This window comes from Klebsiella sp. TF21-TM, assembly GCF_019753495.1.
In the GTDB taxonomy this organism is placed as follows: Bacteria; Pseudomonadota; Gammaproteobacteria; order Enterobacterales; family Enterobacteriaceae; genus Klebsiella; species Klebsiella quasipneumoniae.
Window position 1 is genome coordinate 39,355 of sequence record NZ_JAIJYL010000002.1, and the last position, 24,143, is coordinate 63,497.

23 protein-coding genes and 3 pseudogenes are annotated in these 24,143 nt (G+C 58.4%); 12 read left to right on the forward strand and 14 right to left on the reverse strand.

Annotation, left to right across the window (positions count from 1 at the left end; all coding sequences use genetic code 11):
• Window positions 1-112 precede the first annotated feature (112 nt).
• The 3 genes from K5R89_RS02085 to K5R89_RS02095 form a co-directional block, all read right to left on the reverse strand.
• On the reverse strand, window positions 113-307 hold the full coding sequence (locus tag K5R89_RS02085; RefSeq protein ID WP_004203980.1) for a hypothetical protein: 195 nt from the start codon (window positions 305-307) through the stop codon (window positions 113-115).
• A 236-nt stretch (window positions 308-543) separates the two neighbouring features.
• Window positions 544-1,662 (reverse strand): oxidoreductase, encoded by a 1,119-nt coding sequence (locus K5R89_RS02090; RefSeq protein ID WP_117264909.1) that lies wholly within the window; start codon window positions 1,660-1,662, stop codon window positions 544-546.
• Window positions 1,625-2,368 carry a DeoR/GlpR family DNA-binding transcription regulator gene (locus K5R89_RS02095; protein WP_087827669.1) on the reverse strand — a complete coding sequence of 248 codons (744 nt, stop codon included), beginning with the start codon at window positions 2,366-2,368 and terminating at the stop codon, window positions 1,625-1,627. The genes K5R89_RS02090 and K5R89_RS02095 overlap by 38 nt, the downstream gene beginning before the upstream one ends.
• A 278-nt stretch (window positions 2,369-2,646) precedes the next feature.
• Here K5R89_RS02095 and zntB point away from each other — a divergent pair, with 278 nt between their 5' ends.
• The 3 genes from zntB to dbpA all read left to right on the forward strand — a co-directional run bounded on the left by zntB (window position 2,647) and on the right by dbpA (window position 5,531).
• Window positions 2,647-3,630, forward strand: coding sequence for a zinc transporter ZntB (zntB, locus tag K5R89_RS02100; RefSeq protein WP_032436262.1), 984 nt, complete (start codon window positions 2,647-2,649; stop codon window positions 3,628-3,630).
• Between the two features lie 318 nt (window positions 3,631-3,948).
• The gene (locus tag K5R89_RS27750) at window positions 3,949-4,143 is read left to right on the forward strand and encodes a hypothetical protein (RefSeq protein ID WP_071592553.1); all 195 of its coding nucleotides are present in this window, start codon (window positions 3,949-3,951) and stop codon (window positions 4,141-4,143) included.
• A gap of 14 nt (window positions 4,144-4,157) precedes the next feature.
• Window positions 4,158-5,531 carry an ATP-dependent RNA helicase DbpA gene (dbpA, locus tag K5R89_RS02105; protein WP_044522571.1) on the forward strand — a complete coding sequence of 458 codons (1,374 nt, stop codon included), beginning with the start codon at window positions 4,158-4,160 and terminating at the stop codon, window positions 5,529-5,531.
• 45 nt (window positions 5,532-5,576) lie between these two features.
• On the opposite strand, the gene ttcA is transcribed toward dbpA, so the two are convergent.
• Both ttcA and K5R89_RS02115 read right to left on the reverse strand, forming a co-directional pair.
• Window positions 5,577-6,512 (reverse strand): tRNA 2-thiocytidine(32) synthetase TtcA, encoded by a 936-nt coding sequence (gene ttcA / locus K5R89_RS02110; protein ID WP_087827668.1) that lies wholly within the window; start codon window positions 6,510-6,512, stop codon window positions 5,577-5,579.
• Between the two features lie 48 nt (window positions 6,513-6,560).
• Window positions 6,561-6,995, reverse strand: a pseudogene (locus K5R89_RS02115) (tyrosine-type recombinase/integrase); the annotation flags it as partial.
• Window positions 6,996-7,441: 446 nt separating this feature from the next.
• Between K5R89_RS02115 and K5R89_RS02120 the strand changes: the two are divergent.
• The 3 genes and pseudogenes from K5R89_RS02120 to K5R89_RS02125 all read left to right on the forward strand — a co-directional run bounded on the left by K5R89_RS02120 (window position 7,442) and on the right by K5R89_RS02125 (window position 8,515).
• Window positions 7,442-7,762: a TonB family protein gene (locus K5R89_RS02120; RefSeq protein ID WP_109547428.1), complete on the forward strand. Its 321-nt coding sequence runs from the start codon at window positions 7,442-7,444 to the stop codon at window positions 7,760-7,762.
• A 141-nt stretch (window positions 7,763-7,903) separates the two neighbouring features.
• A pseudogene (locus K5R89_RS27840) lies at window positions 7,904-8,050 on the forward strand (hypothetical protein); the annotation flags it as partial.
• A 207-nt stretch (window positions 8,051-8,257) separates the two neighbouring features.
• On the forward strand, window positions 8,258-8,515 hold the full coding sequence (locus K5R89_RS02125) for a bacteriocin immunity protein (protein WP_025999099.1): 258 nt from the start codon (window positions 8,258-8,260) through the stop codon (window positions 8,513-8,515).
• A 291-nt stretch (window positions 8,516-8,806) separates the two neighbouring features.
• On the opposite strand, the pseudogene K5R89_RS27335 reads toward K5R89_RS02125, so the two are convergent.
• The 3 genes and pseudogenes from K5R89_RS27335 to K5R89_RS02135 all read right to left on the reverse strand — a co-directional run.
• Window positions 8,807-8,974 (reverse strand): annotated as a pseudogene (locus K5R89_RS27335) (SOS response-associated peptidase); the annotation flags it as partial.
• A 327-nt stretch (window positions 8,975-9,301) separates the two neighbouring features.
• Complete coding sequence (gene uspF / locus K5R89_RS02130; protein WP_023289426.1) at window positions 9,302-9,736, reverse strand: universal stress protein UspF; 435 nt, start codon at window positions 9,734-9,736, stop codon at window positions 9,302-9,304.
• 81 nt (window positions 9,737-9,817) lie between these two features.
• Entirely contained in the window at window positions 9,818-10,030 is a 213-nt protein-coding gene (locus K5R89_RS02135; RefSeq protein ID WP_023289427.1) for a KTSC domain-containing protein, read from the reverse strand.
• On the opposite strand from K5R89_RS02135, the gene K5R89_RS02140 reads away from it, so the two are divergent.
• The gene (locus tag K5R89_RS02140) at window positions 10,029-10,187 is read left to right on the forward strand and encodes a hypothetical protein (RefSeq protein ID WP_162824562.1); all 159 of its coding nucleotides are present in this window, start codon (window positions 10,029-10,031) and stop codon (window positions 10,185-10,187) included. The genes K5R89_RS02135 and K5R89_RS02140 overlap by 2 nt on opposite strands.
• Here the strand turns inward: K5R89_RS02140 and ompK37 are convergent.
• Both ompK37 and nifJ read right to left on the reverse strand, forming a co-directional pair.
• The gene (gene ompK37 / locus K5R89_RS02145; RefSeq protein ID WP_044522574.1) at window positions 10,175-11,299 is read right to left on the reverse strand and encodes a porin OmpK37; all 1,125 of its coding nucleotides are present in this window, start codon (window positions 11,297-11,299) and stop codon (window positions 10,175-10,177) included. The two genes, K5R89_RS02140 and ompK37, sit on opposite strands and share 13 nt — an antisense overlap.
• A gap of 358 nt (window positions 11,300-11,657) precedes the next feature.
• Entirely contained in the window at window positions 11,658-15,185 is a 3,528-nt protein-coding gene (nifJ, locus tag K5R89_RS02150) for a pyruvate:ferredoxin (flavodoxin) oxidoreductase (protein WP_048334939.1), read from the reverse strand.
• Between the two features lie 361 nt (window positions 15,186-15,546).
• Between nifJ and K5R89_RS02155 the strand changes: the two genes are divergently transcribed.
• Window positions 15,547-15,810 (forward strand): DUF333 domain-containing protein, encoded by a 264-nt coding sequence (locus K5R89_RS02155; protein WP_008805145.1) that lies wholly within the window; start codon window positions 15,547-15,549, stop codon window positions 15,808-15,810.
• A 31-nt stretch (window positions 15,811-15,841) separates the two neighbouring features.
• Here the strand turns inward: K5R89_RS02155 and hslJ are convergent, their stop codons facing one another.
• The 3 genes from hslJ to K5R89_RS02170 all read right to left on the reverse strand — a co-directional run bounded on the left by hslJ (window position 15,842) and on the right by K5R89_RS02170 (window position 18,043).
• Window positions 15,842-16,282, reverse strand: coding sequence for a heat shock protein HslJ (gene hslJ / locus K5R89_RS02160; RefSeq protein WP_023289430.1), 441 nt, complete (start codon window positions 16,280-16,282; stop codon window positions 15,842-15,844).
• A 123-nt stretch (window positions 16,283-16,405) separates the two neighbouring features.
• A complete protein-coding gene (locus K5R89_RS02165) occupies window positions 16,406-17,395 on the reverse strand; it encodes a 2-hydroxyacid dehydrogenase (protein ID WP_032452619.1) in 990 nt (329 codons plus the stop codon).
• A 147-nt stretch (window positions 17,396-17,542) separates the two neighbouring features.
• Window positions 17,543-18,043 carry a DedA family protein gene (locus K5R89_RS02170; RefSeq protein WP_023289432.1) on the reverse strand — a complete coding sequence of 167 codons (501 nt, stop codon included), beginning with the start codon at window positions 18,041-18,043 and terminating at the stop codon, window positions 17,543-17,545.
• A gap of 206 nt (window positions 18,044-18,249) precedes the next feature.
• Between K5R89_RS02170 and K5R89_RS02175 the strand changes: the two genes are divergently transcribed.
• Genes K5R89_RS02175 through K5R89_RS02185 form a run of 3 tightly spaced genes read left to right on the forward strand, consistent with a single transcriptional unit; the run spans window position 18,250 to window position 21,402 of the window.
• On the forward strand, window positions 18,250-20,889 hold the full coding sequence (locus tag K5R89_RS02175; RefSeq protein WP_217259187.1) for a YdbH family protein: 2,640 nt from the start codon (window positions 18,250-18,252) through the stop codon (window positions 20,887-20,889).
• Window positions 20,886-21,071, forward strand: coding sequence for a YnbE family lipoprotein (locus K5R89_RS02180; RefSeq protein ID WP_004204017.1), 186 nt, complete (start codon window positions 20,886-20,888; stop codon window positions 21,069-21,071). Before K5R89_RS02175 ends, K5R89_RS02180 begins: the two co-directional genes overlap by 4 nt.
• 7 nt (window positions 21,072-21,078) lie before the next feature.
• On the forward strand, window positions 21,079-21,402 hold the full coding sequence (locus tag K5R89_RS02185) for a YdbL family protein (RefSeq protein ID WP_023289434.1): 324 nt from the start codon (window positions 21,079-21,081) through the stop codon (window positions 21,400-21,402).
• On the opposite strand, the gene feaR is transcribed toward K5R89_RS02185, so the two are convergent.
• Complete coding sequence (gene feaR, locus K5R89_RS02190; protein WP_048297386.1) at window positions 21,403-22,305, reverse strand: transcriptional regulator FeaR; 903 nt, start codon at window positions 22,303-22,305, stop codon at window positions 21,403-21,405. It abuts the gene before it with no gap.
• 235 nt (window positions 22,306-22,540) lie between these two features.
• Between feaR and K5R89_RS02195 the strand changes: the two genes are divergently transcribed.
• On the forward strand, window positions 22,541-24,040 hold the full coding sequence (locus tag K5R89_RS02195) for an aldehyde dehydrogenase family protein (RefSeq protein ID WP_060590893.1): 1,500 nt from the start codon (window positions 22,541-22,543) through the stop codon (window positions 24,038-24,040).
• The last annotated feature ends 103 nt before the right edge of the window (window positions 24,041-24,143 follow it).

The window sequence follows — 24,143 nt, forward strand, 5'->3', positions numbered from 1 at the left end:
GCCGGTGGGGAAGGAGAGCCGCCAGCGGGAACGAGGGCCGTGGCGGCGGAAGGGGGGAGATCAACGGCAGGCGCGTCGGCCAGGCCTTGGGTATACCGCAACAGGCTGCCTGTTAATCCACGTTAGTAAAATAATCGCGCGCGGCGGTCTCGACGCGCTTCGCGTCCAGCCCGGTCTTCTCAGTGATCTGCTCGATAAACGGTTTAAATTTTTCGTCCATCACGTTCCCTCCTTCCCAGTGGGCGACGTAGAATTTGCACTGATAGCGATAAAAATGGAGAGTGGTATCTCCTAACGTGTAGTACATGAGCTTCTCCTGTCCGGTATTGCGGTCACCGCGTCCACAGCGTCAGCAACCTTGTTCTCATCACGATCGATCTGTTCTCTATCCTCCTCCCAATTGGCTGAAATTTCCAGCGGTGCTTTAGGCAAAAAGGCAGGATAAAGAAAGGATAATCTACTGACAGGCAGTGATTATTTCTGCAGTCGGGGTGGCGATCCGGTTACCTGCGGGCCGCGCAGATAACCGGAGTAACGACAGGCTTAGCGCAGCGCGTTGCGCTCGTCGTCGGTCAGGTCGAGGGTCTGCGCCACGCCGCTTTCTGCAGAGCGCGCCGCCGCTTCCAGGACGGCCATCACCGCCAGCGCCTGCACCGGCGGCACCGGATTGGCGATCAGGCCCTTCAGCGCGTCGCGGATCTGCATATAGTACTGGCGCTGATCGCCCGGCGGGGTAGGCTGGGTTTGGGTCTGCAGCGAGGCGTCATAGATAACCAGCCCATCCTCATCCTCGCCCCAGCCGGCGCTTCCCGGCACCACACCCGCCAGCAGCTGACTCTCCTGCTGGTCGGCCCGGGCTTTGACAACGCTGCCTTTATCGCCATGCACCGTGAAGCGCGAGGAGCCCCCCGCGACCAGCATGCTGCAGTGGAGGATCGCTTTATGCGCCGGGTAGTTTAAGACCACATGCGCCCAGTCGTTGATCTCCGCGCCGTCGCGCAGGGTGGCGATGTTGCCCTGTACCGACTGCGGCAGACCAAACAGCTGCAGCGCCTGATCGATCAGGTGCGGCCCCAGATCGAACCATAAGCCGCTGCCGGGGACGTTCTGCTCGCGCCAGCGGACGCGGACTTCCGGGCGGAACCGGTCGAAATGGGACTCAAAATGTTTCACCGTGCCGATAGCGCCCTGCTCAATAACCTGACGGATACCGAGATAATCGCTGTCCCAACGGCGGTTATGAAAGACGGAAAGCAGGCGCTGTTTCACCTGCGCCAGGGCGATCAGCTCCCGGGCCTCCTGCATATCAAGGGTAAAGGGTTTGTCCACCACCACATGCTTGCCGGCGTTCAGCGCCAGGCGGGCCAGCGGCGCGTGCGTGGCGTTGGGGGAGGCGATAACCACCAGATCGACATCCGGGTGCTGGACCGCCGCTTCCGGGGAAGCGATCACCGTGACGTCCGGCAGGTCGCGTTTGACTTTCTCTTCATCGCGCGAGGCGACGAAGGCCAGGTTCAGGCCCGGCACCGAACGGATAAGCGGCGCGTGGAAAGTCTTACCGACGAAGCCATAGCCAATCAGGGCGATATTTATCGTGTTGTTACTCATCAGGTTCTCCACGTTGTTAAGCGTCAGCAATATGTACAGAGAGGGCAAGGTCATCCCCCAGCTCAGGCCAGGGACGATCGAGGAAAAGATGGTGAATGTCGTTGAGACCGGCCACCAGCCAGGGTTCGCAATGGTTGACTTTGGTATGGTCCGCCACCAGCCAGTGTTCCGCGCTGGCGGCGAGCATGGCGCATTTTACGTCCGCATCGGCCTCCTGGCTGGCGCTCAGGCCCAGTTCGGCATGCAACGCGCAGGCGCCGAGAATCGCGATATCGGCGCGGTAGCGCGCCACCAGCGACAGCGTGGCGCTGCCGGCGAACAGCCGCTGTTCACTGTCCCACTGGCCGCCAAGCAGGATAAGCTGGATATCGGCGCGGTCGCTGAACAGCTGAGCGATATCCAGCGACGCGGTGATCACGGTCATGGGGCCTTTCAGCTGTGTAGCGACGGCCAGCAGTGTGCTGCCGGCGTCGAGAAACAGCGTCGAGCCGGAGGGGATGCGCGCGGCGACCTGCTGGCCCAGACGCTGTTTCGTTCCGGGGAGCAGGGCGTTTCTTCCCTGGCGCGTCATCGCCGGGACGTTAAGCGCGATGGCGCCGCCGTGGCTTTTCTGCAGTACCCCCTGGTTTTCCAGCTCACTGAGATCCCGGCGTATGGTATCGGCCGACACCTGCAGCGCATCAACCAGTTCGCTGATGCTCAGCTGACCGGTTTCACTCAGCCGGTCAAGGATGTGTTTTTGTCGCGCGAGCTTATGCATGGCGAGGGACTCCGCAAATTGACGCAATAAATGGCATAATACAGCAAAAAGTCGCAAAATAAACCGCAAAAGGTCGCAGTGAACCGCGCAAAACCTGAAGAACTTGATTTCACTACACTTTAACGTTAAATGAGGAAAGCGGGCGCGGCCCGGGGGAAAGCGCTTTTTAATGAAGCGATTAGCCTCTTTCACCGGGCAATAAACAGCGAAAAAGCGCGCTTTCGCGTACCTTATACAGAGCGCGCGCAATGCGACAGGCATGGATTAACGGAGGTTGAGTGGACGCGATTAAAGGCTCGGAGTTGCAGATACCGGACGCGATCTTCGCGTGGGTGCTCGACGGGCAGGGGGGCGTGAAGCCGCTCGCCGATGACGATATTATCGACAAAGAGAAGCCCTGCTGGCTGCATCTCAACTATACCCATAGCGACAGCGCCGACTGGCTGGCGGCCACCCCGTTGCTGCCCAATAACGTGCGCGATGCCCTGGCGGGCGAGAGCACCCGACCGCGGGTGACGCGGATCGGCGACGGGGCGTTGATTACCCTGCGCTGCATCAACGGCAGCACCGATGAACGGCCAGACCAGCTGGTGGCGATGCGTCTGTATATGGATGAGCGGCTGATCGTCTCCACTCGTCAGCGCAAAGTGCTGGCGCTGGACGATGTGCTGGGCGACCTGAAGGAGGGCAATGGGCCGACGGATGGCGGCAGCTGGCTGGTGGAAGTCTGCGACGCGCTGACCGATCATGCCAGTGAGTTTATTGAACAACTGCACGACCGAATTATCGACCTCGAAGACGACCTGCTCGATCAGCAGGTGCCGCCGCGCGGTTTTCTCGCGCTACTGCGTAAGCAGCTGATTGTGATGCGCCGGTATATGGCGCCGCAGCGCGATGTTTACGCCCGGCTGGCCAGCGAACGCCTGCCGTGGATGAGCGACGATCAGCGGCGGCGGATGCAGGATATCGCCGAGCGGCTGGGGCGCGGGCTGGACGAGATCGACAGCTGCATTGCCCGGACGGCGATCATGAGCGATGAGATCGCCCAGATTATGCAGGAGTCGCTGGCGCGGCGGACCTATACGATGTCGTTGATGGCGATGGTGTTTCTGCCCAGCACCTTTTTAACCGGCCTGTTCGGCGTCAACCTCGGGGGGATCCCAGGTAACAGCTGGCATCTGGGCTTTAGCCTCTTTTGCCTGATGTTAGTCGTTGTCATCGGTGGTGTTGCGTGGTGGTTACATCGCAGTAAATGGTTGTAAAGAATCGCCTTTTGGCGGCGACGATGCCGGTAAAACCCGGCAATGTTTGAGCGAAATCAATAAACCCTCTACCCATTCAGGGCAATATCTCTCTCGCAGGTGAATGCAACGTCAAGCGATGGGCGTTGCGCTCCATATTGTCTTACTTCCTTTTTTGAATTACTGCATAGCACAATTGATTCGTACGACGCCGACTTTGTTGAGTCGGCTTTTTTTTTTGCGCTCTCCTGACCAGCTTCTACGCTTACTAAGACACCCGACGGTCTTCAGGCCGTTTACGCCTGCGGGTACGCCCGTATCACTTTCCGGGAGGCCACTATGCATTACGCTTCAGGGCTGACAGCCCAGTCCATCCCCATCTCGCCCGAGCCGAACGATCCGGTTCCTTTACCCGATCCGCGACCGCGCCCGCAGCCGCAGCCCGATCCGCCGCCTGATGAAGAGCCGATTAAATTGTCGCATCAGGCGCGGAGATCTGCGAGGATACGCGCCTGCAGATCGTCTGTCCTTTAATACGAGAATACATTGTGACCGCTTTTTCTACCCTGACTGTTTTACCTGCCGCCCAATTAGCCAACCTTAACGAGCTGGGTTATCTGTCGATGACGCCGGTTCAGGCCGCCGCCCTGCCGGCGATCCTCGCGGGGAAAGATGTGCGCGTGCAGGCAAAAACCGGCAGCGGAAAAACGGCCGCCTTCGGGCTGGGCCTGCTGCAGCATATCGATCCGTCGCGCTTTGAGACCCAGTCGCTGGTGCTGTGTCCGACCCGCGAACTGGCCGATCAGGTTGCCGGCGAGCTGCGCCGTCTGGCGCGCTGCCTGCCGAACATCAAGATTTTGATGCTCTGCGGCGGGCAGCCGTTTGGCGCTCAGCGCGATTCACTGCAGCACGCCCCGCATATTATCGTCGCCACCCCGGGCCGTCTGCTCGATCATCTGCAGAAGGGGACGGTCTCTCTCGACGCGCTGCAGACCCTGGTGATGGATGAAGCGGACCGCATGCTCGATATGGGCTTCAGCGACGCCATCGACGAGGTGATCCGCTTCGCGCCGGCTGACCGGCAGACGCTGCTGTTTTCCGCCACCTGGCCTGCGGCGATCGCGGCGATCAGCGGTCGGGTGCAGCGTCATCCGGAAACGATTGAGATTGACAGCGTCGATGCGTTACCGGCTATCGAACAGCAGTTCTTTGAAGTTTCCCGTCACGGCAAGATTGCGCTGCTCCAGCGTCTGCTCAGCCAGCATCAGCCGGCGTCCTGCGTGGTGTTCTGCAATACCAAGCGCGATTGCCAGGCGGTCTGCGATGCGCTCAACGCCGCCGGGCAGAGCGCATTATCGCTGCACGGTGACCTCGAGCAGCGCGACCGCGATCAAACGCTGGTGCGCTTCGCGAACGGCAGCGTCCGGGTTCTGGTGGCGACCGACGTCGCCGCCCGCGGCCTGGACATCAAATCTCTCGCGCTGGTGGTGAACTTCGAGCTGGCCTGGGATCCGGAGGTGCATGTTCACCGCATCGGCCGCACCGCCCGCGCCGGCGAACAAGGCCTGGCTATCAGCTTCTGCGCGCCGGAAGAGGCGCAGCGCGCCACCATTCTGGCCGACATGCTGCAATTATCCCTTAACTGGCTGCCGGCGCCGACGGGAAACGCTATCACGCCGCTGACGGCGGAGATGGCGACGCTGTGCATCGACGGCGGAAAAAAGGCGAAAATGCGCCCGGGGGATGTGCTGGGGGCGTTGACCGGAGATATGGGGTTTGATGGCGCCGATATCGGCAAAATTACCGTCCACCCGGCCCACGTCTATGTGGCGATCCGCCAGAATATGGCGCAGAAAGCGTATAAGCAGTTACAAAACGGCAAGATCAAAGGCAAAGCCTGCCGCGTACGACTGCTGAAGTAAGGGCAGAATAGCGCGTCTCAGGCGGCGGCCTGAGACGCTTTCGGGTTACTTCACTTCCACTACGTTCAGACGCAGCTCATCTAACCGGGCGTCCTCTTCCTCCGGCTGCCAGCCGGCAGGCTGCATGGGAATCTCTTCACGGTCAAACGCCAGATCGCCGCCGTCCACCACCTCAGAACCGTGGGTGATACCTTTAAAATCAAAAAGATTAACGTCGCTCAGGTGCGAAGGCACCACGTTCTGCATCGCGCTAAACATGGTTTCAATGCGTCCCGGATAACGCTTATCCCAGTCGCGAAGCATATCGGCGATCACCTGGCGCTGCAGGTTAGGCTGCGACCCGCACAGGTTGCACGGAATGATCGGGAAGCCCTTGGCCTGGGAGAAACGCTCGATGTCCTTTTCGCGGCAGTAGGCCAGCGGGCGGATGACGATGTGTTTGCCGTCATCGCTCATCAGCTTCGGCGGCATCCCTTTCATTTTGCCGCCGTAGAACATATTCAGGAACAGCGTCTGCAGGATGTCGTCGCGATGATGGCCGAGGGCAATCTTGGTGGCGCCGAGTTCGCTGGCGGTACGGTAGAGAATGCCGCGACGCAGGCGAGAGCAGAGCGAGCAGGTGGTTTTCCCTTCCGGGATCTTCTCTTTGACGATGCCGTAGGTATTCTCTTCGACAATCTTGTATTCAACGCCCAGCTGCTCAAGATACGCCGGCAGAATATGCTCCGGGAACCCGGGCTGTTTCTGGTCGAGGTTCACCGCCACCAGCGAGAAGGAGATGGGCGCGCTTTTCTGCAGGTTACGCAGGATCTCCAGCATGGTATAGCTGTCCTTGCCGCCTGACAGACAAACCATAATGCGGTCGCCTTCTTCAATCATATTGAAGTCGGCGATCGCCTCACCGACGTTGCGGCGCAGACGTTTCTGCAGCTTATCGATGTTGTATTTCTCTTTCTTTGTAAGTTCTTGATTTTCTTGCATTATTAACATTCTCAAAATCTAAAAGGGGCATATAGGGGGCAAAATGTGTTAAAGCCCAAGCCGGGAATTCAACATAGAAACCTGGTCGCCGTTCATCTCTTCTATCCATGTACTATAAACGTCGTACACCATTTGCGCGTTTTCATGCCCCATCTGATTGGCTATAAAAGACGGGTTTGCGCCAGCCGTCAGGAGCCAGCAGGCAAAAGTATGCCGCGTATGGTACGGATTCCTGCGGCGAATGCCAGCGCGTTTTACTGCAGCTTCCCATCTGCTGCCTATGCTGCTGTGCGAGTAGCAGTGTTTTTGCTCGCCTTTCCGTCTCCGCGGCATGAAAACAAGTCGCAAATTCTGTTCCTCGCTTGAGCCGTATTCCCTGTGGTGAAACGTGATAGTGGCTACCGGATGTCCAGCTGTCAGTTCATGCTGCGCTTTGAGCGCGTCCAGGGCAGGGGCGAGCAATTGTATCGTCCGGTTTCCTGCTGCTAATGCCATACCGAGGCCTTTTGCTGAGGCGCTGGTGAGAGGTAACTCGCCGGAGATGTGCCGGGCGTGAGAGACCGTAAAAGCACTTGGGAAACAATAAAATACCCGGTAATCAGTGCCGGGTTTTGGGGCTCACATAAGATTGGAAATCTGGCTGTAAGAGAGGTGTTTACTTTACTTGACCCTAAATGATAAGTCGAAACTCCTCATTTTTTAATGGAATATAGGTGAATGGATGCGTTATAGGGAAGGAGTAGCCCTGCGGAAGAATGGCGATGCCTCAATCCCCCGCAGAACGCAAAGCGCGCAGCTAACCCGGCTGTGATATATAATCCCCTCCATACCAGCGGGGATGTAGAAGTGGAGCCGCATCCTCCGGCGTTGCATGAAAAAGGCGTATTAGGGATCTATAGACATAAGGAAAACAACAATTGGTATCGGTTATGAAAAAAACATTACTTCTGGTTTGCGCTGTTCTTATATCAAACTTGGCACTTGCTGCAGGAAATAAAGAAGAAGTGGTGCCTGTGCGGATAAGTTGCCCTAATCCTTATTATCCAGTTTCTGCCATGGCTAATCGGATTAGTGGCACTGTAAATTACGCTGCCTCAGTAAATGAAAAAGGGGAAGTAACTTCTGTTGAGACAACTGGTGCTGAGATCTTTTTTAGAGAAACAAGATCAGCAATGAGAAAATGCAAGTATGAGCCCGGAAAGCCAGGCATTGCGCGTGGAACAATAAGATTTCGTCCATCTCAACCGTAAATACTGCTAGCCTACCTGGATTTTGTGTACTGAGAGATCTAGCAGCCTGATGCTCTTGCAATGGGAGTCGAGCCAAGTGATGTTATGTTGGCAAGCTCTAGAGATTTACCTGGCAAAATTACTGGTTAAGGGGAGCAGGTTAGTCATGGTTGGCTGAAAAAAACTGGAGACGAGTTAGGCTCTCCTGTTCCCAGTGTGATTGCTGAAAAATTTCGTGGCTGTGAGTTTTCGAACTTTCATTCATTCGGAGAGCTTTCAGGAAGGCGGTTTCTGATACCACTGAGCTAACTGAGCGGTTTGACAAGCTAGCTTAGGGGGTATCAAGTTAGAAACATGGTCGTTCATTCGTAAAATGAGCATGTCGGGGGAAGGCTTAAACATGAATTAGAACACGCAAAAGCTATTAAAATACCGGTGATGTGTATGGTATTGAGAACTGGCGAGTTATGATGCACAAAAGCCATGTCGAAGTTCACTAAGCAATGGTGGTAAATGATGGACAATAAAAAAAGCATTTCTGATTACACCGAATCTGAGTTTTTAGCTTTTGTGAAAAAGATATTTAATCCGGATAATACAACCGAAGATGAAGATGTGCAAAATGTTTTAGAGTTTGAACGTATCACTGAACACCCTGATGGTTCTGATGTAATTTTCTATCCTCCAAAGGGCCGAGAGGATAGTCCGGAAAGGGTTGTTAAGGAAGTGAAAGAATGGCGGGCCAGGAATGGCAAGCCTGGTTTCAAAGAGTAGCTGATCGGTACAGTTGCGTTATCTTACCTATCTTAACGTGATAATGGATGACTTCTGATTGAAACTCGCGCCGGCGGTTTTTTATTACGTTGAATTTATTATCGATGAAAGTAGTTCACAATTTTGATTTTTTATCAACCAGCCCTAAAGATGCCGTCGGAGTCTGAGCAACTTCCTTAACTTATGCGCTTTGAGGGCATTCCCGATGCAAAAGGCAATCAGAACACCAAGGTCTGCTGTCAGCATAGTGCGGGTATTATCAGGTTATTGGATTTTAATAGCCTCAATCAATTACGCCCCCTGATTCCTAACGTTGTCCACCGCTCGGAAAACGGGGTGCCATGTGAAATGATCAGCAGGTACCGCACCATCTGCAATTATCTCATTCACCTCTTTTCCTCGAATAGCCTGCCTCATCCATTCCCGGGTGGATTCAGGTACCAGGACCAGCGGCCGGCGCTGTGGGGGCTGGCTGAATGTAAATATAAAAGAAATTCAGTTGGTTGGAGGGGGCACAACTTATTGGTGTTGTACATTTTTACTGATTTCTTGATTTTGCAGCATGTAATAGTGGCTCAATTCATAGTGTGGCATCAGAAGAGCACGCGTTCTGCCAGCCGCTGGACAACGTGGCGCTGGCGCGTAGCAATTAATGAGGTCTGACGGACAACCGTGGCGTGTATGGTACGGATTCAGGGGCGGAATGTCAGCATTTTTCCGGCACTTTCGGCTGGGGGCAGGGGCAGAAGTAAAAATAAAAAGCCCGCCGGGCGGCGGGCTGAGGCGTTAGCGAACGACCAGCACCGAGCACTCGGCGTGGCGGACCACCGCGGCGGCGTTGGAGCCCAGCAGATAGGTGGTAATATCCGGCCGGTGCGAAGCGATGATCACCAGGTCGGCGGGTAGCGACCTGGCGAGGGCCAGGATCTTATCCTTTGGCGACCCTTCGGCAACGTGAAAATGTTTCCGATCTTCCGGGATAGAGAACTGCTTCGCGAGCTCTTTAAGCTGCGTTTCCGTCCCTTCGCGCAGCTCATCCATACCAGGCAGTTCGGCGGTATAGGCCATTCCCAGTGAGGCATAATAAGGCAGGGAAGGGATAACGGAGAGGAAATGGACCTCAGCGTCGTCAATCCGCGCTTCCGATTCAACGTGACTGATAATGCGTTCAGTAAATTCTTTATCAGAGATATCGATGGGGACAAGAATCATTCTGCTCATAAAACCTCCTGTTTAAGTATCCCCTCATATTGTACGGCATTATGGCACGTTTTGTATCATGACCGCAGTCACACTTTGACATTAACGTGGCTTGCGTTCGGGGAATTTTCCCTTTATCACGCCGTCATAAAATCGGCCTTTTGACACCACCTGTAAAAAGTCACGAAAAATACGCGGTGGAACCCCGGTATATTGCAACGGCGGCTGGTGATAAAAACAGATTTCCAGCGTGGCGGAGGCGTCATCATAGGCGACAGAGATAATTCGGGAAGATTTTACCGGGTGATGATGCATGATGGACGTCCTCGGGCAGGCACTGACTGAGCACGACTATATCACTAAACGGACGGCTATTTTAAGCTGTGGGATATATTGTTTTGTTTTAGCTGCTGCGATGCAAAGAGAGAGAAAGCCCGCCGGAACCGGCGGGCTGGCGCATCAGAACTGGTAAACCAGGCCCAGCGCGACGATGTTGTCGGTAGAAATACCGTTGTCTTTGTAGAAGCTGTCGTTGTCATCCAGCAGGTTGATTTTGTAATCAACGTAGGTGGACATATTACGGTTGAAGTAATAGGTGGCGCCGACGTCCATATATTTGACCAGATCTTTATCGGCGTAGCTGCCGGTATTATAGAGATCTTTGCCTTTGGACTGCAGGTAGGAGATAGCCGGACGCAGACCGAAGTCGAACTGATACTGAGCAGTGACTTCGAAGTTTTGCGTCTTGTTGGCCACGCCGTCATTGCCGTACGGGGTCATGTTGCGGGTTTCAGAGTACATGGTCGCCAGGTAGATATCGTTGGCGTCGTACTTCAGACCGGCAGTCCAGGCTTCGGCTTTATCGCCGCGGGCGTTGGTCTGGGTCATCTGGTCGTTGGTACGGTCAGAAGAGGTATAGGCCGCAGCCGCGCTGATGCCCATGCCGAAGTTATAGGAGGTGGAGAGACCGAAACCGTCGCCGTTGTCAAAGCGAACATCGCTGTCGCTGCTGCGGTTGTTGGTGCCGACGTTGATATCCTGGGCGTTCTGGCCTTCGTTTTTACCCTGATACTGCAGGGCGAAGTTCAGACCATCCACCAGACCGAAGAAATCGCTGTTGCGGTAGGTCGCGACGCCGTTGGCGCGGCCTGCCATAAAGTTATCCGCATAGGTGTAAGAGTCGCCGCCGAACTCCGGCAGCATATCGGTCCAGCCTTCGACGTCGTACAGCACGCCGTAGTTACGACCATAGTCGAAAGAACCGTAATCGCCCACTTTGATACCGGCGAAGGCCAGACGGGTCCACGCCTGATCGCCGGCGCTTTCGGTATTGTTGGCCTGAACGTTGTATTCCCACTGGCCGTAACCGGTGAGCATATCGTTGATCTGGGTTTCGCCTTTAAAGCCAAAGCGAACGTAAGTTTGGTCGCCATCTTTTTTCGAGTCGCTGGAGAAATAGTGCAGACCGTCTACCTTGCCATAGACATCTAATTTATTTCCGTCTTTATTATAAATTTCCGCCGCGTGCGCAGCGCCAGCGGCTAATAAAGCCGGAATAACGAGGGCCAGTACTTTTCTTTTCATGAAGAAATTCCTTTAACTGTTTTTATGTTCTAGCTTCCGGGAAGGAAGTGAACTCATGCTAAAGGAGCGGTCTGAGATATGGTAAGACTCAATTGTTACGATATAAGTAAAATCTAAATAAAATACGTCTGAAGTAATGGTGATAATTATGGTGAATATATCTACAAATAATATACAAAATAAAAATTATACATATTCAGTTTGATCGCGTATTATTCGGGCGTTATATGCCTTTATTGTCATGCCAAGCATTTTTATTTGCCGTCTCATTCTGCGGAATGATTTTGTTTATCGGTAAAACGACAAGCCCGAACTTTATGTTCGGGCTTTTTTTATGGCTGCGGGAGGAAAAATAACCTTAGCTCTCGCTCGGTGATTTCTCCGCTTTGCCCGCCAGCTGGGCGAGGAAGTCGTAGCGCTTCTGCAGGTCGGCGGCCGCGTCTTTCCACAGTTGCTCCGCCACTTCCGGCTGCTGCGCATTCAGGCGACGGAAGCGTTGCTCATTGAGCAGCGTCTCAGCCAGGGCGTCTGACGGTGGGCGGGAGTCCAGCGCCAGCGGGATCTTGCCTTCTTCCGCCCGACGCGGGTCGAAGCGGTAGAGCGGCCAGAAGCCGGTAGCGGTCAGCTGACGCATCTGATCGTGGCTGAGCGCCAGATCGTAGCCATGCTCTTCGCAAGGACTGTAGGCGATGATCAGCGACGGCCCCGGATAGGCTTCCGCTTCCTGAATCGCTTTCACCGTCTGGTTCAGCTGCGCGCCCAGCGAAATCTGCGCCACATAGACATGACCGTACATCATCATGCTGACGCCAAGATCTTTGCGCGCCTTGCGTTTACCGTGCTCGCCAAACTTAGTGACCGCCCCCAGCGGGGTGGCTTTTGACGCCTGGCCGCCAGTGTTGGAGTAACACTGGGTATCCAGCACCAGAATGTTGACATTTTCCGTCAGGCTCAGCACATGGTCCAGACCGCCGAAGCCGATATCGTAGGCCCAGCCGTCGCCGCCGATCAGCCAGACGGATTTCTCCACCAGCGCGTCGGCATCGGTCAGCAGCTCTTCAGCGCCTTGCACGCCGGCCAGCGCCTGACGCAGGGCTGCCACCTGTTCGCGGCGCGCTTCCGGCGTCGCCTCGGCATGCAGCGCCGCGTTCAGCTCTGTCGGCAGCTGGTCGGCGAATTCGCTCAGCAGGCGCATCACGCGCTGGCGATGCTGGTCGACGGTTAAGCGGAAGCCGAGCCCGAATTCAGCGTTATCCTCAAACAGCGAGTTGGCCCACGCCGGGCCGCGGCCGTTGGCGTCGGTCGTGTACGGGGTCGAGGGCAGGTTGCCGCCGTAAATGGATGAGCAGCCGGTGGCATTGGCAATCAGCATCCGGTCGCCATACAGCTGGGTCAGCAGTTTGATATACGGCGTTTCGCCACAGCCCGAGCAGGCGCCGGAGTATTCAAACAGCGGGCTGATCAGCTGCGAAGTGCGGATATCAATCCGCTCCAGTTTGCTGCGGTCGATTTCCGGCAGGTTGAGGAAGTAATCGTAATTCACTTTCTCCTCTTCCACATGCTCCAGGCGCGACATCATATTGATGGCCTTGATCTCCGGGTTCTGGCGATCTTTTGCCGGGCACACTTCCACGCACAGGTTGCAGCCGGTGCAGTCTTCCGGGGCGACCTGCAGAACGTATTTCTGCCCGCGCATATCGCGGGATTTAACGTCCAGTGAGTGCAGACTGGCAGGGGCGTTCTCCATGTCCTCGGGCGCGACCACTTTGGCGCGGATTGCCGAGTGCGGGCAGGCGGCAACGCAGTGGTTACACTGGGTGCAAAGCGCTTCCTTCCAGATCGGGATCTCTTCGGCGATGTTGCGTTTCTCCCAGCGGGTGGTGCCCATGGGCCAGGTGCCGTCCGGCGGCAGGGCGGAGACCGGCAGCGCATCGCCGAGGCCGGCCAGCATGGCGGCAGTAACCGTTTTGACGAAATCCGGCGCGGCGTCGGAGACCACCGGCGGGCGGTTCGGACTGCTGGCATTCACCGGCTGCAGCGGCACTTCCGCCAGGGACTCGCGGGCCAGGGCCAGCGCCTGCCAGTTACGTTCCACCAGCTCCTGACCTTTGCTGCTGTAGCTTTTGGCGATGGCCGCCTGCAGTTCCGCCAGCGCGCTGTCGCCAGGCAGGATGTGAGTCAGATGGAAGAAGGCCATCTGCATCACGGTATTAATGCGCGCCCCGAGGCTACATTCGCGGGCGATCTTCGCCGCGTTGACCACGTAAAAACGCGCTTTTTTCTGATTCAGGGTAGCCTGCACTTCCTGCGGCAGGCGGGACCAGACTTCATCGGCGCTGTACGGCGTGTTGAGCAGGAAAATGCCGCCGGGCTTCAGCCGCTCGGCCATCTGGTATTTATCGATAAACTGCAGCTGGTGGCAGCCAACGAAATCGGCCTGCGAAATCAGATACGAAGAACGAATCGGCTTTTCGCTGACCCGCAGATGGGAGACGGTCAGGCCGCCGGCCTTCTTCGAGTCATAGACAAAGTACCCCTGGGAGAACCACGGGGTGGAGTTGCCGATGATTTTGATATTGTTTTTAGTGGCCGACACGCTGCCGTCGCTTCCGAGGCCGTAGAACAGCGCTTCGAGCTTGGCCTCTGCCGGCAGGGTATTTTCGCCCAGCGGTAGCGACAGGTTGGTCACGTCGTCGTAAATGCCGACGGTAAAGCGCGGCTTCGGCTGGGCGGCCTGCAGCTCATGGAATATCGCCAGCACGCATTCCGGACCGAACTCCTTGGAAGAGAGACCGTAGCGGCCGCCGATGGTCCGCGGCAGCGTCTCGCGCTCGCCGCGGTTAAAGGCTTCCGCCAGGGCGGTCATCACGTCGAGATACAGCGGCTCCGCGTGCGCGCCAGGTTCTTTGGTGCGATCCAGCACCGCCACCGCCCGGGCGCTCTCCGGCAGCGCTGCCAGCAGGTGGGCGGCGGAGAACGGACGATAGAGGCGGACCTTCAGTACGCCGACTTTCTCGCCGCGGCTCAGCAGCTCATCGACCACCTCTTCGCAGGTGCCGATGGCCGAGCCCATAATGACGATGACGCGCTCCGCCTGCGGATGGCCGTAAAACTCAAACGGTTTGTACTGGCGGCCGGTGGCGGCGGCGAAGTCGTCCATCGCTTTCTCGACATGATCATAAACCGCGTCGTACCACGGGTTGGTGGCCTCCCGCGACTGGAAGTAGGTGTCAGGGTTGGCTGAGGTCCCGCGGATCACCGGGTGTTCCGGATTGAGCGCGCGCTGGCGATGCTCAGCGATTTTTTCCTGCGGCAGCAGGGTGCGAATCGTGTCATCCGCCAGCGGGGCGATTTTGTTGATTTCGTGCGAGGTGCGGAAACCATCAAAGAAATGAATAAACGGCACCCGGCTTTGCAGAGTGGCGATATGCGAGATCAGCGCGAAATCCTGCGCTTCCTGAACGCTGCTGGCGCACAGCATGGCGCACCCGGTCTGGCGGACCGCCATCACATCGGAATGGTCGCCGAAAATCGACAGCGCGTGGGTGGCGACAGTGCGGGCGGCGACGTGCAGGACAAACGGCATCAGCTGGCCGGCCAGTTTGTACAGCGTGGGGATCATCAGCAGCAGGCCCTGCGATGAGGTAAAGGAGGTGGAGAGGGCGCCGGTCTGCAGCGCGCCATGTACGGCGCCAATGGCGCCTGCCTCCGACTGCATTTCGACCACGCGGGGCACATCGCCCCAGACGTTTTTCAGCCCGTTGCCGGCCCAGGCGTCGGCCTGTTCCGCCATCGTTGAACTGGGCGTGATCGGGTAGATGGCGATAACTTCACTGGTGCGAAACGCGACGGAAGCGACCGCGCCATTACCATCAATAGTAATCATAGGAAGACACCCTTACATTGCGCAAAAGAATGGACGCGTAAAACCGCGACGCGCCCTGTAATTATATAAGAGGTAGTTTAGCAAACCGTTGATGCCGCCATTTTTGCATTTGTGTCCTCAATGCGGCGGCCACCCGTGACCAGATCAATATTTTGCGCGGTTCGCGGAGAAAGTGGCTTTCCAGGGCGTGAAGGCCAGCGCTTATCCGGTGGCGAACCCGGGGGAGATCAACCTTTACGCAGAAATTTGCTAGAAAATGTTAATGAGACGCATAAATACGTACTTCCCCTCTCGACGCCGCGCGCCACGCTGCCTATTATTCTTGGGTTTGCTTTTTAAGACGTTTCCGAGGGGAGAGAAAATGCGAGCTGCGATATTAGTGGGATGTGCGGCGCTGTTGCTGTCGGCGTGCAGTAGTGAACCCGTTCAGCAGGCCACGGCGGCGCACGTCACGCCAGGAATGCGGGCGGCGATGAGCGACGCCGGTCAGGCCAACTGCGCCATGATAGGCGGCTCGTTATCGGTAGCTCGTCAGCTCGATGGTTCGGCGATTGGCATGTGCGCGTTGCCGAACGGTAAACGCTGCAGCGAGCAGGCGCTGGCGGGCGGAAGCTGCGGCTATTAATGGCAGCCCCGCAGCGGGTTCACCACGCCGGCTAGTGCATCAGGTCGGCGAGCTTATAGACCAGCGTCTGGTCGGCGGTCGCCAGCGTCAACTGGTTTTCCGTCAGATCGACCTGCGCGCCCTCGCGCAGCATCTTACCAATGGTCGCGTCAAGGGTATTGAGCTGGGCATCGTGGCACAGCATCCGGGTCATCGCCAGCGATTTAACCTTCAGCTCGCCGTCCGACACCTTACCTTCCCCGCTGAAGCCGTTGCACATATTGCCCGAAACATACATATTGCCCGTAAGAGCCGTCTTCTCGCCGAAGCTCAACTCCAGCGGCCGGTCGCCCGCGTTCACCGCCTGGCCGTTGACGCTGGTCAACACGAAACGATGATGCTGTAGCTGTTCCGCGCCGGTGGACACCTTACTGTTATAGACACAGCCGGACAGCAGCAACCCTGCCGCCAGTAATGCCGCAAATTTGTTCATTTTTACTCCAAAACATTCACATTACTAATAAAACAAAGCCAGTGTAACGGTATCGCAGCGGGGATCTGTGGGGATTATCTGAATGTGCTCCCCCCGGGGAGAGGAGCACAAAAGGGAAAGGAATCAGACGATAGCGTTCGGGCAGGTTTCACCGTTGGCGACCTGCTGCAGATTGCCCAGGGTGGTCTCCGAAATGCTGATCAGCGCCTCGGCGGTGAGGAACGCCTGATGGCCGGTGAACAGCACGTTGTGGCAGGCGGAGAGGCGACGGAAGACGTCGTCCTGGATCACGTCGTTGGATTTGTCTTCGAAGAACAGATCGCGTTCGTTCTCATAAACGTCCAGCCCCAGCGCGCCGATTTTCTGGTGCTTCAGGGCATCGATGGCCGCCTGGGAATCGATCAGCGCGCCGCGGCTGGTGTTAATCACCATCACCCCGTCCTTCATTTGATCGAAGGCCTCGCGATTGAGCAGATGGTAGTTTTCGTCGGTGAGCGGGCAGTGCAGGGAGATCACGTCCGACTCCTTGTACAGCGTGGCCAGGTCAACATATTCCACCCCCAGCTCCAGCGCGGCGGCGCTTGGGTACGGATCAAAAGCCAGCAGACGCATGCCGAAGCCTTTAAGGATCCGTAGCATCGCCACGCCAATTTTCCCGGTGCCGATCACCCCGGCGGTTTTGCCGTACATGGTGAAACCGGTGAGGCCTTCGAGGGAGAAATTGGCATCACGGGTACGCTGGTAGGCGCGGTGGATGCGGCGGTTAAGCGACATCATCATGCCGATCGCATGTTCAGCGACCGCTTCCGGCGAGTAGGCCGGGACGCGCACGACGCGCAGGCCAAGCGCTTTCGCCGCCTCGAGGTCGACGTTGTTAAACCCGGCGCAGCGCAGGGCGATATACTTCACGCCGTGAGCCTTCAGCTCCTCCAGCACCGGACGGCTGCCGTCGTCATTGACGAAGATGCATACCGCTTCGCAACCGTGGGCGGTTTTGGCGGTTTTCTCTGTCAGCAGGAAGTCGAAGAATTCCAGTTCAAAGCCGTAGGTATCATTAACGTGCTGCAGGTACTTTTTATCGTACTGCTTCGTACTGTAAACCGCGATTTTCATAAGACTTTTCTCCAGTGATTATAACGTCACGGTAGCATATTTAAAATAATCGTACAATTATTAAAAAATAGTTTAAATAGCAGGTGCTTATCCTAATTCTAGAGCATATCGCGGATTTGCGGAATCTCTTTGAAAGACAAAGTTTTTTCACCATAAACTCAGGCTTAAAGCGCCGGGGGAGAGTAGCAGAAACGGCCACAGCAGACCGGAGGTAACGTTAGCCAGCTGAAACGACCACAGCGGCAGGCCGCTGGCGCCACTGACCAGGGGCAGGGTGGCGCGCAGGGGAGAGAGGAAACGACTGAAAAAGACCGCCCACAGCCCGCGGCGCTGAAAAAAGAGTCGGCTGCGGGCCAGCCGCTCGGCGGTCAGCCAGCGCAACTGCGTGAGGCGGTGACGATAGCGAACGCCTAACCACCACGAGAGCCAGAATCCGCCGATGGCGCCGAGGCTGGCGCTGGACCACATTAACAGGAAATGACCGAGGCTGGCGGACGCGAATGTCCCCAGCAGCAGCAGGCCGGAGGTGCCCGGGATCGCCAGCGACACCAGCGCGCAGGATTTAGTGAAAGTGAGCAGGAAAACCATCAGTAATACCAATGGATAGTGGCCCTGTGCGCTCTCAATGAGCGAGATAATTAACGACACTGTCTCTCCCGCAAGCAAAACCGAACTGGCTGGAGTGTGGCAGGTAGCGCTTAAACAAAAGCTAAATAGTGACGAGCGATCGCCGCGCCGCGATACCGGCTGGCAACTATGCTTTAACAGGTCGCAAACTTTCACTCACTGGTCGAACGTGTCACAATGGGCGCCTTTCGGCTTTTACTTATGTTGAATCAGGATATTAACTGCCCATGAAGGGTAAATATAAAGCCGCCATCGCGCTGGTGTTAGCGCTGGTGTTACTGCCGCTAACCCTGCTGTTGACGCTGACCCACTGGGTGCCGACGCTGGCGGGCATCTGGCTGCCCGTGGGTACTCATATCGCTTTGCAGGAGAGCCCGCGTCTTACGCGCTCCGCCCTGCTGATCCCCGATCTACGCTATCTGGTGGGCGACTGTGAACTCGCCCGGGTGACCGATGCCCGTCTCTCGCGCCCCAGCCGCTGGCGGTTGCATATTGGCCAGCTGGAGATCAACAGCGCCTGCCTGAGCAAACTGCCGGCCAGCGATCCCGCGCCGGGGTCGCCGCGCACCCTCGCCGAATGGCAATCAATGCTGCCCTACAGCTGGTTAACCATTGAGAACCTGCGGCTGTCGCCGTGGGAAAAATGGCAGGGGCGGCTGGTGATGTCCTTGACGCCTGCGCAGCAGGATATCGGCTTCGCCGGAAACGATTTGAGCCTGCAGGCGCGCCTGCGCGGCCAGGCGCTCACTGTCAGCCAGTTCAGCGCCCGGCTGACTGACGATCAGCCGCCGGTGAAGCTGGTGGGGACCTTCCATCTGCCGCTGGTGCCGGATGGCCTGCCGGTGGATGGCCAGATGCAGGGCACCTTCGAATTCCCGCAGACCGCAGAATGGATCGATGCCGAGCTGGCGTGGCAGCATAATCGCGGCCAGCTGCTGGTCACCCCGCGCGGCGAGGTGGAGCCTATTCTCGACCTGCCGTGGGAGATCACCCCGGAACGGATCACCATCAGCGACGGACGCTGGCGCACCCGCTACGAGGCGTATCCGCTGAGCGGCCGCGTGGCGCTGTCGGTCGGTAACTGGCAGCAGGGCACGGAACAGATGATCGTCAGCGGCCGCTTAAATGTGCTCACCGAGGGGCATGCCGGCAAAGGCAACGCGGTGCTGAATATCGGCCCGGGCAAGTTAAGCATGGATAACAGCGACCTGCCGCTGCGGCTCACCGGCGAGGCCAAGCTGGGGGAGATGATCTTTTACGCCGCGCTGCCGGCCCAGCTCAGCGGGTCGCTGGTCAGCCCGCAGCTGGCGTTTCACCCCGGGGCGCTACTGCGTTCGCGCGGGCGGGTGATCGACGCGCTGAACATTGACGAAATCCGCTGGCCGCTGGCCGGGGTGAAGGTCACCCAGCAGGGCGTCGATGGCCGCCTGCAGGCGATCCTCCGCGCCCATGAGCAGCGGATGGGCGACTTTACGTTGCACCTGGACGGGCTGGCGAACGATTTTCTGCCCGACAGCGGCCGCTGGCAGTGGCGCTACTGGGGCGAGGGGCATTTCACGCCAATGCAGGCGCGCTGGGATGTGAAGGGCAGCGGTGAGTGGCGGGACAATGCCATTACGCTGAGCAGCCTCTCCACTGGCTTCGATAAGCTCGAGTACGGCACGATGCGGGTCAGCACGCCGCGTCTGACCCTCGAGCAGCCGATTCGCTGGCTGCGCGACGCTGAGCATCCGCGGCTGACCGGCGCGCTGTCGCTGGATGCGGCAAAAACCACCTTCTCCGGCGGCAGCTATCTCCCGGCGTCGACGCTGAAATTCGCTGTCGACGGCCGGGACCCGACGTGGTTCCAGTTCACCGGCGCGCTGCACGCCGATACCATTGGCCCGGTGCGGTTGACCGGGCGCTGGGATGGCGAACGGCTGCGCGGCCAGGCCTGGTGGCCTAAACAGTCGCTGACGGTATTCCAGCCGCTGGTGCCGCCGGACTGGAAGATGAACCTGCGCGAAGGCAGTCTCTATGCGCAGGTGGCCTTCTCGGCGGCAGCCGGGCAGGGATTTGAGGCGGGCGGCCATGGCGTCCTGAAGGGCGGCAGCGCCTGGATGCCGGATAACCAGATCAATGGCGTCGACTTCGTTCTGCCGTTCCGCTTCAGCGATGGCCACTGGCAGCTGGGCACCCGTCGTCCGGTCTCCCTGCGCATTGGCGAAATCGTCAACCAGGTCACCGCGCGCAACCTGACGGCGGACCTGCAGGGCACCTGGCCATGGAGCGAGGCTAATCCGCTGCAGCTTAGCGACGTCAGCGTCGACCTGTTAGGCGGCAAGCTGACCCTGCTGCAGCTGCGCATGCCGCAGCGCGACCCGGCGCTGATCCGTCTGCAGCACATCTCCAGCAGCGAACTGACCAGCGCGGTCAAGGTGAAGCAGTTCGCCATGTCCGGGGCGGTGAGCGGCGCGCTGCCGCTGTGGCTGGAGAACAATCAATGGATTATCCACGACGGCTGGTTGCGCAATGACGGACCGATGACGCTGCGGCTCGATAAAGACACCGCCGATGCGCTGGTGGCGGACAACGTCTCCGCCGGGGCGGCGATCAACTGGCTGCGCTATATGGAGATCTCCCGTTCATCGACGCAGATTAACCTCAACAATCTGGGCGTGCTGACGCTTAAGGCCGCCATCAACGGCACCAGCCGGGTGGACGGGAAAAGCAGTACCGTGCATTTAAACTACGCTCATGAGGAGAATATTTTCGATCTGTGGCGCAGTTTACGCTTCGGCGACAATTTACAGGCGTGGCTTGAGCAAAATGCCACGCTGCCCGTGCGGCGCTGTACGGACGGTAAGACATGTAAGGAACCTAAATGAAGAAGCTGTTACTGGCCATCGTGGCGTCGATGCTGCTCGCCGGCTGTACGCCGCGTATCGAAATTGCGGCGTCGAAAGAGCCCATCACCATCAATATGAATGTCAAAATTGAGCATGAGATCCATATCAAGGTCGATAAGGATGTGGAAAACCTGCTGAAATCCCGCAGCGATTTGTTCTGAGGCGACGATGAGAAAACGACTGTTAACCGCGGCGCTGGCGCTGACTCTGCTCAGCGCGCCCGCGCTGGCGTTGACCCTGAACGAAGCGCGCCAGCAGGGGCGGGTGGGGGAGACGCTGAACGGCTATCTGGCGCCGCTGCGTCAGGATAAAGAGACGCTGGCGCTGGTGAAGCAGATTAACGCCGCGCGCAGTGAAAGCTACCAGCAGCTGGCGGATGACAACAATCTGCCGGTGGATGAGGTAGCGAAAATGGCCGGACAGAAGCTGGTGGCCCGCGCTCAGCCCGGCGAGTACGTTCAGGGGCTGAACGGCCAGTGGCTGCGCAAATAGTTAGCGGCAGCGCTTACGGTATTCGCCTGGCGAGACGCCGAAGCGCTGCTTAAAGGCGGTGGAGAAATGGCTGTGGTCGCTGAAGCCCCAGCGGTAGCCGATCCCCGCCAGCTTTTCGTCGTCATGGACGTTCTGTAACGCCCGGGCGCACAGATCCAGCCGCCGGTTCTTAATATACTGCGCCACTACCAGCCCTTTATCGGCAAACAGCCGGTAGAGGCTGCGCACCGACATTCCCGTCTCGCTGGCCAGCCACTCCGGCCGCAGGTGTTCCGACTGAATGGACGCATCGATTAACGCAATGATCTTCTGAAACTGCTGGTCCCGCCGGGACGGGGTCGGCTCGCGCTGGCGCAGCACCGGGCGCAACAGGCAGGCGATCGCGTCCAGCGCCGCCTCACTCTCGCTGGCGGAGAGCGTCGTGCCGCCCATACTCTCCAGCAGCAGGCGCTGACTGAGCTGCACCATCGGCAGAGACTTGTCCAGCCGGCAGGCGGTGGCGATCTCGCCCGTCGGCGCCACCCGCTGGCGCGGCAGCAACAGCGAAGCCTGACGCGAGGTCTGCTGCCAGACGATAGAGCACGGGCGGGCGGCGTCGATCAGCGTGATATCCCCCGCCGCCAGGGTCACCTGGCGATCGTCCTGTTCGATCACTGCTTCGCCGGCGAGCTGAAACACAGTATAGAACCAGGCGTCGTTATCGCGTTTGATCTCATTGCGCGTGCGGTAGAGATTGACGCCGGCGGCGGTGACCGTGCTGACTTTGAGACTGCCGGCGTAGCGGGCGTCAATCTCGCCGTGAAAGCGTCCCTCCAGCGGCCGGGCGGCGAAATGGCCGCAGACCTGATTGATCGTCGCCAGCCAGCGCTGGTAGGCCAGCCCCCCCTCAGCCGTGGTCATCATTCGCCGTTCTCCTGTAATAATAATGTTTCTGCATTGTTGCATTTATGCCGCCTCAGGCAAGGGCGCGATGGCGGGTATATGAAAGAACTATTACCTGCGGCACATTTCTGTCAGGGCAGGCGACGGAATTGCGGCGACTGTCACAGCGGCGCAAACGAATGTCACAGAGAAAAAAGCGCCAGCCGCCAACCGGACATAGACTGAAAGCACTATCCGCGAAGAATAAGGAAAGGGTATGTCCACCTCTCAGATAGCGCTGCTTGCCAGCGTCCAGCAGTTTTTAGACCGTCAGCATGGCCTGTATATCGACGGCGCTCCCTGCGCCGCGCAGAGCGAAAACCGGTTAACCGTCTGGGATCCGGCCACCGGGCAGGCGATCGCCACCACCGCCGACGCCAGCCCGGCGGATGTCGACCGGGCGGTGATGTCCGCCTCGCGCGCCTTCGTCGATCGCCGCTGGGCCGGTCGCACTCCGGCCGACCGTGAGCGCATCCTGCTGCGCTTTGCCGATCTGGTGGAGGCGCACGGCGAGGAGCTGGCGCAGCTGGAGACCCTTGAGCAGGGTAAATCCATCGCCATCTCCCGCGCCTTCGAGGTCGGCTGCACCCTGAACTGGATGCGCTACACCGCGGGGCTGACCACCAAAATCAGCGGCCGGACGCTGGACGTCTCGATCCCGTTCCCGCAAGGGGCCCGTTACCAGGCGTGGACCAAAAAAGAGCCGGTGGGGGTCGTGGCGGGCATCGTCCCGTGGAATTTCCCGCTGATGATCGGCATGTGGAAGGTGATGCCGGCGCTGGCGGCGGGCTGCTCGATCGTCATCAAACCCTCGGAAACCACCCCGCTGACCCTGCTGCGGGTGGCGGAGCTGGCGACCCAGGCGGGCATTCCTGACGGGGTGTTCAACGTGGTCACCGGCAGCGGCGCCGGCTGCGGCGCGGCGCTGACCTCGCATCCGCAGGTGGCGAAGGTGAGCTTTACCGGCTCGACGGCCACCGGGAAACAGATTGCGCGGGTGGCCGCCGACCGACTGACCCGCGTGACGCTGGAGCTGGGCGGCAAGAACCCGGCGATTGTGCTCAAAGACGCCGATCCCCAGTGGGTCATTGAGGGGCTGATGACCGGCAGCTTCCTCAACCAGGGACAGGTCTGCGCCGCCAGTTCGCGGATCTACATTGAAGCGCCGCTGTTTGACACCCTGGTCAGCGGTTTCGAGCAGGCGGTGAAATCGCTGCAGGTGGGTCCGGGGATGCAGGAGACGGCGCAGATCAACCCGGTGGTCTCCCGGGCCCACTGCGACAAGGTGGCGGCCTACCTCGAAGAGGCCCGCCAGCAGAAGGCGGAGCTTATCAGCGGCAGCGCCGGGCCGGATGCCGGGGGGTACTATATTCCGCCGACGCTGGTGGTCAACCCGGACGCCGGGCTGCGCCTTACCCGCGAGGAGGTGTTTGGCCCGGTGGTGAACCTGGTGCGGGTGGCTGACGGCGAGGAGGCGCTGCGCCTGGCCAACGACAGCGATTTCGGCCTGACCGCCAGCGTCTGGACCCGCGACCTGACCCAGGCTCTCAACTATACCGACCGCCTGCAGGCCGGGACGGTATGGGTCAACAGCCATACCCTGATTGACGCCAACCTGCCGTTCGGCGGCATGAAGCAGTCCGGTACCGGTCGCGATTTCGGCCCGGACTGGCTCGACGGCTGGTGCGAAACCAAATCGGTCTGCGTGCGTTACTAGCCCTCCGTCGGGGAAGGCGCATCGCTTTTCCCGACATCCCGCTTGCCGACCTCTGCGCTTTCTCGCTACTGTGGAGGGCAATCTTTGCCCGCGCAGGGCGGTG